At 52.7% G+C, this 13,210-nt stretch carries 12 protein-coding genes; 1 reads left to right on the top strand and 11 read right to left on the bottom strand.

Annotated elements, in window-relative coordinates:
* Positions 1-259: 259 nt before the first annotated feature.
* From MKY12_RS01930 to MKY12_RS01910, 5 genes are all read right to left on the bottom strand, one after another.
* Entirely contained in the window at positions 260-2,221 is a 1,962-nt protein-coding gene (locus MKY12_RS01930) for a carbohydrate-binding protein (RefSeq protein WP_339312688.1), read from the bottom strand.
* 263 nt (positions 2,222-2,484) lie between these two features.
* Complete coding sequence (rlmD, locus tag MKY12_RS01925) at positions 2,485-4,032, bottom strand: 23S rRNA (uracil(1939)-C(5))-methyltransferase RlmD (protein WP_339312687.1); 1,548 nt, start codon at positions 4,030-4,032, stop codon at positions 2,485-2,487.
* A gap of 321 nt (positions 4,033-4,353) precedes the next feature.
* Positions 4,354-5,247 (bottom strand): diacylglycerol kinase, encoded by an 894-nt coding sequence (locus MKY12_RS01920; RefSeq protein ID WP_036730895.1) that lies wholly within the window; start codon positions 5,245-5,247, stop codon positions 4,354-4,356.
* A gap of 104 nt (positions 5,248-5,351) precedes the next feature.
* Positions 5,352-6,122 (bottom strand): CbiX/SirB N-terminal domain-containing protein, encoded by a 771-nt coding sequence (locus MKY12_RS01915; RefSeq protein WP_339312685.1) that lies wholly within the window; start codon positions 6,120-6,122, stop codon positions 5,352-5,354.
* Positions 6,123-6,125: 3 nt separating this feature from the next.
* A complete protein-coding gene (locus MKY12_RS01910) occupies positions 6,126-6,416 on the bottom strand; it encodes a YerC/YecD family TrpR-related protein (protein ID WP_019913624.1) in 291 nt (96 codons plus the stop codon).
* A gap of 374 nt (positions 6,417-6,790) precedes the next feature.
* Here MKY12_RS01910 and MKY12_RS01905 point away from each other — a divergent pair, with 374 nt between their 5' ends.
* A complete protein-coding gene (locus MKY12_RS01905; protein ID WP_036730899.1) occupies positions 6,791-7,339 on the top strand; it encodes a hypothetical protein in 549 nt (182 codons plus the stop codon).
* A 26-nt stretch (positions 7,340-7,365) separates the two neighbouring features.
* Here MKY12_RS01905 and corA read toward each other — a convergent pair whose 3' ends face one another.
* The 6 genes from corA to MKY12_RS01875 all read right to left on the bottom strand — a co-directional run bounded on the left by corA (position 7,366) and on the right by MKY12_RS01875 (position 13,195).
* Complete coding sequence (gene corA, locus MKY12_RS01900; protein WP_036730901.1) at positions 7,366-8,325, bottom strand: magnesium/cobalt transporter CorA; 960 nt, start codon at positions 8,323-8,325, stop codon at positions 7,366-7,368.
* A gap of 203 nt (positions 8,326-8,528) precedes the next feature.
* Positions 8,529-9,431 (bottom strand): response regulator, encoded by a 903-nt coding sequence (locus MKY12_RS01895; RefSeq protein WP_036730902.1) that lies wholly within the window; start codon positions 9,429-9,431, stop codon positions 8,529-8,531.
* 3 nt (positions 9,432-9,434) lie between these two features.
* Positions 9,435-10,724 (bottom strand): ATP-binding protein, encoded by a 1,290-nt coding sequence (locus MKY12_RS01890; RefSeq protein ID WP_339312684.1) that lies wholly within the window; start codon positions 10,722-10,724, stop codon positions 9,435-9,437.
* Positions 10,725-10,811: 87 nt separating this feature from the next.
* Positions 10,812-11,462, bottom strand: coding sequence for an amino acid ABC transporter permease (locus MKY12_RS01885; protein ID WP_339312683.1), 651 nt, complete (start codon positions 11,460-11,462; stop codon positions 10,812-10,814).
* A gap of 42 nt (positions 11,463-11,504) precedes the next feature.
* A complete protein-coding gene (locus MKY12_RS01880) occupies positions 11,505-12,155 on the bottom strand; it encodes an amino acid ABC transporter permease (RefSeq protein ID WP_143803770.1) in 651 nt (216 codons plus the stop codon).
* Between the two features lie 185 nt (positions 12,156-12,340).
* Positions 12,341-13,195: a glutamate ABC transporter substrate-binding protein gene (locus MKY12_RS01875; protein ID WP_339312681.1), complete on the bottom strand. Its 855-nt coding sequence runs from the start codon at positions 13,193-13,195 to the stop codon at positions 12,341-12,343.
* Positions 13,196-13,210: the final 15 nt, after the last annotated feature.

Here is a 13,210-nt window from a genome sequence, read left to right as displayed (position 1 = left end):
ATATGACTCGGTGCAGGAATGAAAAGCAGAAAAAAGCATTTTCCCAAGCGATAAAGCCCTGCTGAAAATGCTCTACTTCACTACGGTGAATGACACCCGTAAATGGATATGTTTAGTATAAATTGCAAATATACCAATTGTCAACAATTTTAAATTTTAGGCAACACTAGTGAGGACGTCCTTTAGCTGAATAAAGAGGTATATCATTTGATATACCCCTTGATCCATCTTATTGCAATTACATCAAACCGTTTGCATTTTATTTGAACTGGAACCAGGTTAAATTTGCAACTGTGGTTGAATCTGACTTCACAAAAGTAACATATACCGTATGGGTTCCTACCGCTGTCCCGGCACTAATCGGGATATTCTTGAGGGACCATGACTGCCATCCGCCGGTGCTTTCTCCCGTCCAATAACCCAGCATCGTGCCTGTAGGGCTGTCCAAGTGGAATTCGATTCTACCGCCGGAGTTAGCAGATGCAACCTTCAGATCAATGCTTGTTTTAGCGGTACTGCCAAAGTCAACATTTTTAAAGGCGATATAGTCGCCATTGCTGCCCCCGCCAACATCCAGCCCGCCATCCGTGCTTGACTCATAGGAGATAACTCCTGAACTAAGGTTGTAGCCTTCCGCTTCAAATTTCAATGTGTTGAATTTGGGATCTGCAGCATAGCTGTTCGTATCTGTTATTTTCAAATCTGTCAAATTATTTACCGCAACTCCACCGACGCGGACATTGTTTAAAGTAACTCCCGAGACAGTAGCAGTGTCACTCCAGCCCTTCATGATGGAAACTTCACCCAAAGCGCGTAAATTGATATTATTATAGACCACATTTTTGATCGGGCCGGTTTTGGCCGACAGATCAAACCATCTGGAGTGAACACCGGATCTTGGCCAGAAGCCTTCTACATCGATATTGTCAAATACGATGTTTTGTGCTGCCGGAGTTCCATACAGATGACCTACCGCTAAAGCGCGCCAGCACCGGTATACAAAAGAGTTTTTAACAACAATGCCATCCTGAAGCTGTTTCACTCCATCTCCCACCTTGAATGCTCCACATCTGCTCCAGGCCAAAGCATCATCGACAACTACATTGGACTGGTTCTCAGGAGTTCCCGGCCAGTTGGCAGCGATATCCGTAGTGGCTACATCCCAGGTCTTAAAGGAGTAGGTGTCATCCTCCGATACTGCAACAGTGTGCTTGATGAGTACATTCTGGCTCTCTTGGATGTCTATTGCATCATTTTCATAATCAAGTTCATTGTTGTTGAAGTGCTTGGTATTCTGGAAAGTTACGTTATTAGATCTTGTAACGATTGTAGCCCAGCCGCCGCTGTCTCTGATGGTTATGCCGTCAACCGTGAAGTTGCTGCACTGCAAGGGTACAAGAATATTGTTCAGATAATTGTTTGTATTTCTCATATAATGGCCATTACCGTCAATCGTTCCCCTGCCGTATATCTTAATATTGTTGGCATTGGTTTCGGTATAAATAAACCATGTCCCATCCTTATTCAGGGAATTCTTATGGAAATGGGTAGTGTAATCGCTTGGATTTCCTGACCCCCTTATAACAGAACCACCCTCCAGATAAACCGAGACATTGCTTTTTAGAACAATGTTACCGCTCTTATACACTCCGGCTGGAACGTATACGATACCGCCGCCTGCTGCGTTAGCCGCATTGATGGCATTCTGTATGGCAGGTGTAGCCAAAGTAGCACCGGTACTGTCAGCACCGTACCCGGTTTTAACATTGTATATCCCTGTACCGGATGACGCCGGAACATTGGTTTCAAGAGCATCTGCCGCGATAACCAGATCCTTCAGGTTATTGATTTTAACGATAAGATAGGTTGGTGATGAAAGGGTAAAGGTAAGGGTATTTCCGCTCTTGGTTGCAGTGATTCCCAAAGCTTTGGGAGAAATATTATAGGTATTGATGGGCTCGCTTGCTGTTATTGTGATTGTAGTCGTACCTGAAAAAGAGAAATTACAATAATTATAGTTTACAAATACCTCCGAAGTGTCGATGACCGGTATATTGGTAGAGTCTGCTGTTACCGTGTATTGACTGGTCGTGGTATAGATTGACGGTAATGGATAGCTTACAATGGTACCCGCCGCACTTGCGGTCAAAGGAAAGACAGGTAACAGATTGGCCATACAAAAAATTAATAATGCACTTAATAACTTTAACTTCCTTAACATAAATAAACACCTCTTTCATATTTTTTAGAAAATACTATATATCCCTTCTGTATTCGCTTACAACCTGATTATAGTTTGATAGGCGTATCCGGATAAGGCGGGTAATCCCACATTAAGGGCAGATTTCTGCAGCAGCTTTACACAGAAAAGAGAGGCTGCTGAACAAAATCATCACAGAATAGCAAGCAAAAGCGCAAAAATAAAGACGCTGCGGGGAGTAATTCCCGAGCGCCTTCTTGCTTTTTTTTATGTCGAATTATCATCTACTTCAGCTCCAGCACCGCCACACTCTCCACATGCACCGTATGCGGGAACATGTCCACCGGCGTAACCTCCACCGTCCGGTAGCCCCCGTCCTCCAGCACCCGCAGGTCGCGGGCCAGGGTGGATGGGTTGCACGACACGTACACGACACGCTCCGGCTGCATCAGCAGGATGGTCTCCAGCAGGCGCGGGTCGCAGCCCTTGCGCGGGGGATCGACGACGATGACGTCCGGGGTGATGCCCTGCTCTTTCCAGGCCGGGATGACATCCTCCGAAGCGCCGACTTCGAACTTCACGTTGTTCATGCCGTTCAGCTTCGCGTTGGCGCGGGCGTCCTCGATGGCTTCGGGCACGATTTCTACACCATACACCTGATCCGCATGCTGGGCAAGGAATAGGGAGATGGTACCAATGCCGCAATACGCATCAATCACAGTCTCTTTGCCGGTGAGGGCAGCGTATTCCAGAGTTCTGCCATAAAGCACCTCGGTCTGCGCCGGGTTCACCTGGTAGAAGGACCGTGCCGAGATCGCGAACTGCACCTCGCCAATGTAGTCGTAAATGACCTCGCTGCCCCACAATACGCGGGTATCGTTGCCGAAGATGACATTGGTGCGCTGGGTGTTGATGTTCTGGCAGATGCTGACCACTGCCGGAAGCTGCTCGCGGATACTGCCGAGCCAGGCGTCCAGGTGCGGGATATCCCGGCCGTTCGTGACCAGCACCAGCATCATCTGGCCGGTGCGGAACGCCTTCTTCACCACCACGTGACGGAGCAGGCCGCGGCCGGTCTCTTCGTCATAGGCGGTGATGCCCAGCTCACGGCCGAGGCTCTTGACGGTGGCAACGACCTTGTCGTTGTCCTCATGCTGGATCAGACAAGTCTCCATGTCGATGATCCGGTGACTGCCGCGTGCGTAGAAGCCGCCGACCAGACCGCCGTCGGTTACCCCGATAGGCACCTGTGCCTTGTTGCGGTAGCGCCAGGGCTCGTCCATGCCGAGCGTAGGCAGCACGCGGATGCCTTCAGCCAGGTAACTTGCATCGCCCGCACTACCACCTTCAACCGCCGCAAGCTCTGCCCCTGCATTTGCAACATCCGTATCAACGCTACCGCCCACTACTCCTCTACTTGGCACACCAGCCACTTCCAGCTTTCCGATCCGCTGCAGGTTGTCCACCACCAGCTGCCGCTTCCATGCGAGCTGCGCGGTGTAGTCCATATGCTGCAGCTGGCAGCCGCCGCATTGATCATAGATAGGGCAGGGTGGCGCGATGCGGTCGGGGCTGGCCTGCACCAGCTCCAGCAGCTTGGCGTAGCCATACTGCTTCTTGGTCTTCAGCACTCTGGCCCGGACTCTCTCACCGGGAAGAGCGCCCTGCACAAATAGGGTAAAACCCTCTACGCGGCCTACCCCTTCCCCTTCATGGGTCATGCCGATGATATCGAGCAGGACCTCCTCATTCTTATTCACTGGCAATCCGGCCACAGCGGCCGGCCTTTGTTCCCGGCGGCTTGCGCTGCGTCCGCTACGGTGTTTACTCATGTGTATAGGTTCACTTCTTTCATGTTCTTCACTATTCATCTCATTAATCATTAGGGTACTGACAGAACACACTCCTCTTCCTTACGGACCGTACGGACGTTAATTACCATAAAACTTATATTTCAGCCGTGCTAACGGACCGTACAGCGCTTATCTCCTCTCCCATAGGCATTTTAGAGGCCAAAGTGGGCAACTAAAGGCGCTGGAGTCCGTTAGCATGCGTAAAGTGCAATTTTGGGCGAAATAAGAGCTGCCCAGTCCGTTAGCGCAAAAGCTTCGAACTTCTAGCGATTCTGCGCGTTCCATTCCCGCCACAGCAACCTAACTATTCTGCGCAAAAATCCGCAGATGCTGCGGCAGGATGCTGAAGTTGCCCGGCAAGGTGCCGCCCAGCTCGCCGTCCAGGTTCAGCTGTACGTAGCCGGGAGAGGTTACCTCCATGGCATCGGTGCGGAAATGGATAACCTTCTTGTCATTCAGGTGATCTCCGCGAATGGTTAGACGCACCAGCCGGATGAACTCGGCCAGGTTGCATTTCTTAACGGCAATAACATCGAGCAAGCCGTCATCGATGCGCGCACCCGGAGCCAGCTTCTCGAAGCCGCCGACCGAATTCGTATTGGCGATCAGGAAGAGCATGAACTCGTCATGGATCATCTCCTGGCCGTTCGCGCGGATGTACAGCTCTTGCGGAGCAAGGCTGGCCATCTTCTCGATCCCCTTCAGGTAATAGGCAAGCTGACCCATCATGGTCTTCAGCTTGCTGGGAACCTCATAGGTCAGCTCCGTCAGTTGTCCGCCGCCTGCTATATTAATGAAGTAACGGTCATTGGCTTTGCCGAGATCGATCAGGCGCGCTTCCTGACGCAGAATCAGGTCGCAGGCTTCCTCCCAATTCTTCGGAATGCCCATGGCCCGCGCGAAATCATTCGTCGTTCCCAGCGGCAATATGCCGAGCGGGGGAAGGTTCGGCTTCTCCGCCATCCCGTTAATCACTTCATTAAGCGTACCGTCGCCTCCGGCAGCTATGATCAGATCATAAGTGCCGCGTTCCACAGCTTGGGCTGCAGCCGCAGTAGCATCGCCCTCTCCCGTTGTTGCATGGCAGGTAGCTTCGATACCGCCCATATCCAGCCGGTCTAGAATATCGGCGAGTCGTCTTTTCATTTCTTCCCGACCAGAAGTGGGATTATAAATCAATCTCGCAGTTTTCATTACCGGAACGCCACCTGTTTATATAATGGATAACTTTACTGATTATACCCAATTCTGTACCCCACAAGCAATGTCAGGGGCCAGCTACATTACCCGCTTACGAATTAACGCTGACCCTCAAGACGCTGGAGCGCTGCTTCCACCTGCCGCTGAATCCAGCGCGGCAGCAGCGGATGCGGCAGCAGCGTCTGGCCGGAGTAGGCATACTGCAGCCCCTCCAGCCGCTGCGGAATAACTACCTTGGTGAAATACCCCTCACTCAAAAAAAGCGGAGCCACCAGCACATCATAGCCCTGCTCCTGCCAATGCTCCACCCGGCTTCTTACACTGTCCGGGTTCAACAGCCCGTAATCAGCTGCAGCCAGCCCGCTTATCTCCCGTACCCGCGCGGCAAGTGAAGAGATGCCCTGCTCCCAGCGCTGCCGGAAGCCGTCATGCCTGCTGCCGTGTCCGACCAGCAGCACCATCTCCCGCCCGGGATGCTGCGACAGTTCCCGGAGCTTATCCCACAGCATCTGTGCAATATCGGGATCGTCATCGACCGGATATCCGTAATGAACCTTCGCGGCAACCCTGAACGGCGCAAGGTCGGTCTCCCGCTCAGGAACCGGCTTAGCGCCCAGAGCATACTCTATCTCATCGACATGCGTACTGCCGGAAGACACAAACAAGGGGATCACAATAATATCTGTGACCCCTGCATGTTCCAGCTTATCAATTCCATCTTGTATCAATCGTCCTTCTACCAGCTCAAGGAAAGCCACTGCCACCGGCAGCTCCTCCCGGAGCGTGAGATGGCTCACTGCCTCATCTACCATCGACACCCAGGCCCGATCACGGGAGCCGTGACTGATTAACAATACACCCGGAACCATAAATTATCGGCCCAGACGTTCCAGCGTAAGCTTATAACCGTCATTGCCGTAGTTCAGGCAGCGCTTCACACGGGAAATTGTGGCCGTACTGGCCCCCGTCTCGGCTTCGATCTGATTATATGTAGACCCCTTGCCCAGCATCCGCGCAACCTCAAGGCGCTGTGAGAGCGATTGAATTTCGTTCACTGTGCACAGATCATCAAAGAATACATAACATTCTTCCATATTTTTCAATGTTAAAATAGCCTCAAATAATTGATCGATACTTTTATCGTTTAGCTTCTTTAGCTGCATCGCCCTATCATCCCCTAAACATTAACTTAATGTGACTATCTTGCCTCTACTATATTGTACTGGAGCACATTTTTCAAGCATTAACGGTTTCACGCTGTAAAGAGTGAAATCGATGGACAAACGTCCACCCCAGGCGCACACCATAACCAGGGTTAACCCGTCTCTACTTCCGGCTCCCAGGTTAGACCGCCTTACTCATAGTACTACAAAACCGTGCGAAATCAAGCATGGACACGGTTTCTTCACTTCCGCCTGCCGCTCTATAGGCATCTGCCCTTTTCCGCTGGTATCCCGGTTACCCGGGCATTCGTCTATACCGTCTGTTCGCCCATGACATACAGTATAGCAAACCACTAACGAAGGAATGTGATCCTATGCCTCAGCATTACTATAATCATTCCCGCCAGCAAGGCCGTTCACTGGCTGAACCTTACAATCCGTCACCTTACCCGGGACTATCTGCTTATACACCTGCCCCGCTTCCCGGAGAACCTGAGCTGCTGCCTGCTTACGGCGCTGAAGTCACCGATACGGCACTCGCACTCCCTGCTGCAGAAGCCTCTACCGCGAAGGCCGGAGGCCTGCTTGGCGGACTCGGCAATCTCGGAAGTCTGGCGAATATGGAACAGATCAAGGGCATCGTTGACCGGATGGGCGGAATTGACGGAATCGTCAATACCATGGGCAAGGTGCAGAAGGTGATGCAGGGCTTCTCACAGATGGCTCCGATGGTGAAGCTTATGATGGGCGGGTTCGGCAAAGGCAAGGGAAGCGGAGCGGGAGAGCTCGCCGCCGCAGAGGATGCAGCCCTCTATAGCCCCAAACGGCGCAAAAAAAGACGCCCCGCCGCGAAGCGCCGCAATACCACCTCCAAGAAGCGTAAATCCGGTGGGCCTTCCTCCGTTAAGCGCCGCCGTTCCTAAGCGGCGGCGTTTAACGCGCTTTTCTTCTACTTAAACCAGCCGCTCCGCCGGAACCAGCCGAACATCCCGATCCCCAGCACCAGCATAAGCAGCAGCACTGCGAAATAGCTGTATTTCCATTCCAGCTCCGGCATCACCCTGAAGTTCATTCCATAGATTCCGGCGATCAGCGTCAGCGGCATGAATACCGTGGTAATCACCGTGAGTGTCTTCATAATGGAGTTCATCCGGTTGGAGTTGAGCGAGATATAGCTGTCACGCAGGTCGGCGGTCATTTCCCGGTCAACTTCAATCATGTCGGTCAGCTTCAGCAGATGATCGTAGATATCGCCGAAGTATACCCGCTCCTCGCCGTTACTCTGCACATGCTGCGAATTGACGATCCGGTACATCAGATCACGCATCGGCACAATCGTCCGCCGCAGCTTCAACAATCTTCCGCGCACATTGAAGACCTGGCTCATCAGTTCTTCCACCGATTCGTTGCCGCCCTGGCTCTCCAGATCTGCGAGTTCATCCTCCAGCGTATACAGGGACGGGAAATACCTGTCGACCAGCTTGTCCATCACTGTGTAAGCAGCAGCCATCGGCCCGCCCGACCAGCCCTTGCGGCTATGAATCTCAGCTTTGACCATCTGCCACGCTTCCTCCATCTCCGGCTTGTCCTGATGATGGTAGGAGACGAGAAATTTCGGGCTGAGGAACAGGTCGATCTCTTCGGCCTCCAATGTCCGCTCATTCAGCGAATGCAGCACGAAGAACTGCACATCCTCGTAATAATCCAGCTTCGGCCGCTGCAAGACATGCATACAGTCTTCAATCGCCAGCGGGTGAAAATGAAAATACGTGTCCAGCCTCAAGGTTTCTTCCTCCGTCGGCATAGCGAAATCCGCCCAGATCCAGGCATAATCATCCAGGACAATATCCTGAAGCAGCAGATCGGTCAGTATCTCGCCCGCATGCGTAACGGCAAGTGTTCGTATCATAATATAAGTCCTCCGCCCTAAGTAGGCAATCCGCAGCAGAGCCGCGCTGTTCTAGTTGCTTCCTCCTATTGTACAGCATGTCTGCGCAAAAAAATAACCGCCAGCCCGCTGACCAGCGCTCCGGAGGTTTCTTGGTCTTGTCTTTATAGTTGACAGCGCCATTTACGGCAAACGGCCCGGTCCGATTTTCCAATATATATAGCTTATCGGCCCAAGCCCTCCAGCACCTCCAGATGCAGCACCTGCAGGAATTTCTTAATGTTCACCTTCACCTTGCCGCTATCTCTGCCCTGTTCAATCTCCTTCATCTTCAGGCGCACCTCTTCGAAGTCGAAATACAGCGGCGCATAATGCTCGAACTTCGGATTCCCGTAATCCGTCAGACCAATGGACGCGAGACTTGTCAGACCTGCCGCCAGTGCGCGGCGCAGACGCTGTTCGATGGCCTTGACCTCTTTGGCTGCTTCCGCAGGCACCGGTCTGTACTTGGCAGCGGTCCGCTCGTACAGCTCCTTGAGGGACGGAAGACTTCCGCTGTTCCCTTCGGCTACCGCCAGCTCCATGATCGTGATAATATCACGGCTGCCATTCTCCGAGATCATGCCCATATTCATCAGAATTGGCTGGACAATCTCCTTGACGGTACGCTTGCCAGGCGGCAGCTGCGGCAGTCCGAATTGCAGACCCTCCAGCTTACCCAGCGTCAGCTTGATCTCATCCAGATAACGGCCCATGGCGTAACGTTCATTCACTTTATATAGTACAGATTCCACTTCAATCTTGTTGATCGGCTTGCGGATGAAGAATTCAATTCCGCTCTTGTAGGCGCGGCTCACCATGTCCCCGTTCTCAATCTGCGAGATCATTACGAATTTGGAGCGGCAGCCCTGTGCCTGAAGAGAGAGGATGGTCTCAATCCCGTCCTGGTCCGGCATCAGCAGATCCATCAGCACAATGTCCGGGGTCTCGCTCAGGATCAGGGCTATCCCCTCCTGTCCGCTCTCAGCAGTACCCGTCACCTCACCAAGCCCGCTGTCCTCAATAATATGCTGCAGCATTCTTCTCGCCGACGCGTCGTCATCTACAATACAGAATGATAGCGGCATCCTCTATTCCTCCTTCCGCAGCTTAATGCTCGGCACTGTAATCTGGAACATGGCCCCACCGATATGCGATACCGGCTGAACCGTAATGCTTCCCTCGAACATATTCACAATATCCCGTACATGAGAGAGCCCGATCCCTGTGGCAGCGATGCCCTCTTCATCGAATTTCGTGGTGAAGCCCGGCTCGAACAGCAGGCCGAGGTCACGTTTCCCGATGCCTGTCCCGCTATCGTTCACTGTCAGAATCGTCATGCCGTCCTGCTCATAAGCGTTCAGATGGATGCTGCCTGTCCCTTGGATGACTTCCACCGCATTGGCGGTAAGATTGTTAAGCAGGGTCAATAGAGGAATGTAGCTGTCGGTTGTGTAATCGGAGGTGATGTGAATATGGAATTTGATCTCTTTACCTAGCATTTCTGCATATTTGGCATTGCTCTTAACCGCGAACCTCAGAATGTCCGATAACGGCATGTCCCCGTTCACCTCACGCTCCACCAGCTTCACCAGCCCTGCCAGAATCCGCTGCGAATCCTTCTTCACCTCATGGAGCTGCTGGGTGATATCCAGCACCTGCCGGCTATAACGCCCTGTGCCTTCCCCGTCCTTCAGCTTGCTGTACAGCTCGAAGCTGTTCAGCGTTACCTGCTCCAGGGTGCCTATAGACTTCTTCAGATAGAACACTTCCCCGTACAGGCCGGAGCCGAATCCGAGCATCTGCTGGGTCCGCTCCTGCTGCTCCCGCTCACGGATACGCAGCTGGCTGACAGAGATACTGCTATATACCCCGGTGGTGAAATACGTACGCAGGACGGCAATTGCCATTAGATACGTCCACTCGTTCAGCCGGAAGGTAGCCGAATCCAGTACGATCAGCCGGGTCAGCAGCTCCATTTCATTCGACAGGAGATCGATCAGCGCGGCAACCGCGCCCAGCACCAGCGGATGAAACGTATCGATCCGGCTCTTGATGACACGCATCAGTGCGCCGAACACCATGTAATAGATCATTGCCGAGAAGTGGCTGCTAAGGCTCTGCTCTACCGTCAGTCCGCTTCCCTCCACCATATCCATCGCAGCCCGGAACAGCAGCACAACCACCCCGGCAGCACAGCCTGTGCGGATATACGGCAGCTGCCTCATTAACAGCAGGAAGAGGAGAAAGGCGCTGCTGCCCATGGCAATCCGGAAGATATCTCCGTCAAACGGGTTGATCTTGAATTCTCCGGCTACCGCAGTAACGGCGGCCACCAGCAGAATCTGTACCGCCTTCATTCTCAGAATCGATTGTCCCATCGCCACTGCTCCTGCCTAGAGAGGTTGACAACTATAGTATCATAGCCGAACTGGATTGAATATGGCTTAATCCTCATTCCACTCCGGTTATACCGCTCTGTGCTCAAGCCTTCTGGACAGCAGCGATAGCAGGTAATTGACGACAAAATAAATCAGGGCAACCAGCGCCAGCGTAGGGATGGCATAGCTATAGCTGTGGCCGATGACAATATTGGCATTATGCATCAGCTCCGGCAAAGATATTACAACGGCGAGTGATGTATCCTTCAGCAGGGAGATGAACTGGCTCACCAGTGGCGGAACCATCCGCCGCAGCCCCTGAGGAAGCACGATATGCCATAAGGTCTGTACACTGCTGAGACCGGAGGAACGCGCCGCCTCAATCTGTCCCTTGTCGATCGACATTAAGCCGCCGCGGACAATCTCGGCAATCATCGCCGCTTCGAAGATGGTTAGGGCTGCAATGGCTGCAGTAATCAGTCCGAGCTTGATCCCGACCTCCGGCAAGGCGAAGCGGATGAAGAAGATGATCAGCAGCAGCGGCAGATTACGGATCAGCTCCACCAGGTAGAACATGACCGGAGACAGCACCGGCACCTCCGAGTAGCGGATGACACCAATAAAACAGCCGATGATAAAGCTCAGGAAGATCGATACAAAAGCAACGATCAGCGTCACATACAATCCGTCCAGCAGAAACTTCAGATTATCGGCAGAGTATGCCCCTATGAAATCCATAATATCCCTCCTTTAGCTTCAGATGTCCTTTTATGATGCTTCTTAATATTTGCGCTGCAGCCGGCGCTCCCAGATCCGCACGCCGTAGCTGAGCGGAAGCGTAAGCACCAGATAGAATACCGCTACGAAAATGTAGGTGTCGAAGGTACGGTAAGTCTCAGTAGAGATCCCGTCGGCGAAGTACATCAGATCAAGACCGGCCACCAGAGTCAATACTGAGGAGTTCTTAATCAGGTTAATGAACTGGTTACCGAGCGGTGGAATGACCAGCTTGATCGCCTGCGGCAGAATGATATGCAGCATGGTCTGTATGTAGCTGAGACCGGAGGAACGTGCCGCCTCCATCTGTCCCTTGGGCACGGCCATAATTCCGGCACGGATCGCTTCGGCGATGAAGGCCGAGGTATATACGGCGAGTCCAATGGTTCCTGCCTTGAAGCCGTCCAGTGTGAAGCCCAGGGCGGAAGGCCCGTAATAGAAAATATACACAACCAGCAGCAGCGGGATGTTGCGGATGAACTCCACATACACCGCGCCGAACCAGCGCAGACCCTTGACTGAAGTCATGCGGAAGACGGCAACGACCGCGCCGATCAGGAAGCTGCCGATCAGGGCCAGCACACTGGACAGCAGCGTACCGTAGAAGCCTTCCATATACAGTCCGAAGTATCTCGTTAATATTGAGAAATCCATCAATGTTCACCTGCCTTTACCTGTAGATGAGTTCGTTCCTGCCCGGCATGACCGCCGTTTCTACAAACAAGTAGAAACGGCGTTGCCGTCCTTGGACAAGGCGGTACCGTTTCTACGAGAATTTCGTGTGAAACCCGTTTATGCGTTCTTACCTTGAGGGAAGCAAGCTCTTGCTTGGAACAGGCTTATTTAGCCGGAGCTTTACCAATCCATTTCGTATAGATGGCATCATACTCCCCATTCGCCTTCAGTTCAGCCAGTGTATCATTAATCGCCTTAACTACATCCGCGTTGCCTTTCTGGACCGCAATGCCGTAAGGCTCATCGGTAAACGGCTTCCCTACCACCTCGAAGCCGGGGTCCTGAGAGGCCATTCCGTACAGAATCGCATCATCCGTAGTGAGCGCATCTCCCTGTCCCGCCTTAAGCGCACTGAAGGCATCCTGGTAGTTATCGAATTCTAGCACGGTTACGCCCGGCACCTTCTCTTTGATATTCTTGATTGAGGTTGCCCCCTTGGAGCCGAGGATCTTCGTATCCTTCGTAACGCTCTCAAGGCCTGTAATCGGGCTGCCCTTCTTCACCAGCAGAGACTGGCCGGCCTGGAAATAGACGTCAGAGAAATCGACTTCCTTCTTGCGGTCCTCCGTAATGGTCATGGTAGCCACCACCATATCGATCTCGCCGTTATTCAGCATCGGAATACGTGTCTTGGAGGTGACCTCCTTCAGCTCGATGGCATTCTCGTCACCGAGAATTTTCTTAGCGATGGCCTTGGAGATATCGATGTCGAAGCCTTCCACATTGCCGGAGGCCGGGTCCTTCAGGCCGAACAGGCGGGTATCGAACTTCACGCCGACGAGCAGCTTGCCGCGCTCCTTGATCTTGGCAATGGCCGCAGAGTCAGCGGCTGCTCCTCCGGCAGCGTTGCCGCCTGCCGCATTGTCGTTCTTGCCCTTGTTGTTGCCGCACCCGGCAATGACCAGCATGGCCGCAATCATCAGCACACTTAACACCTTGAAGCTCTTGGACATTTTCATTTGGTTTCCTCCCCG

Source organism: Paenibacillus sp. FSL M7-0896, from assembly GCF_037975415.1.
Taxonomy (GTDB): domain Bacteria; phylum Bacillota; class Bacilli; order Paenibacillales; family Paenibacillaceae; genus Paenibacillus_AQ; species Paenibacillus_AQ silagei.
Note: the sequence above shows the minus strand (reverse complement) of the source record. Positions and strands in the feature narration are given on the sequence as shown.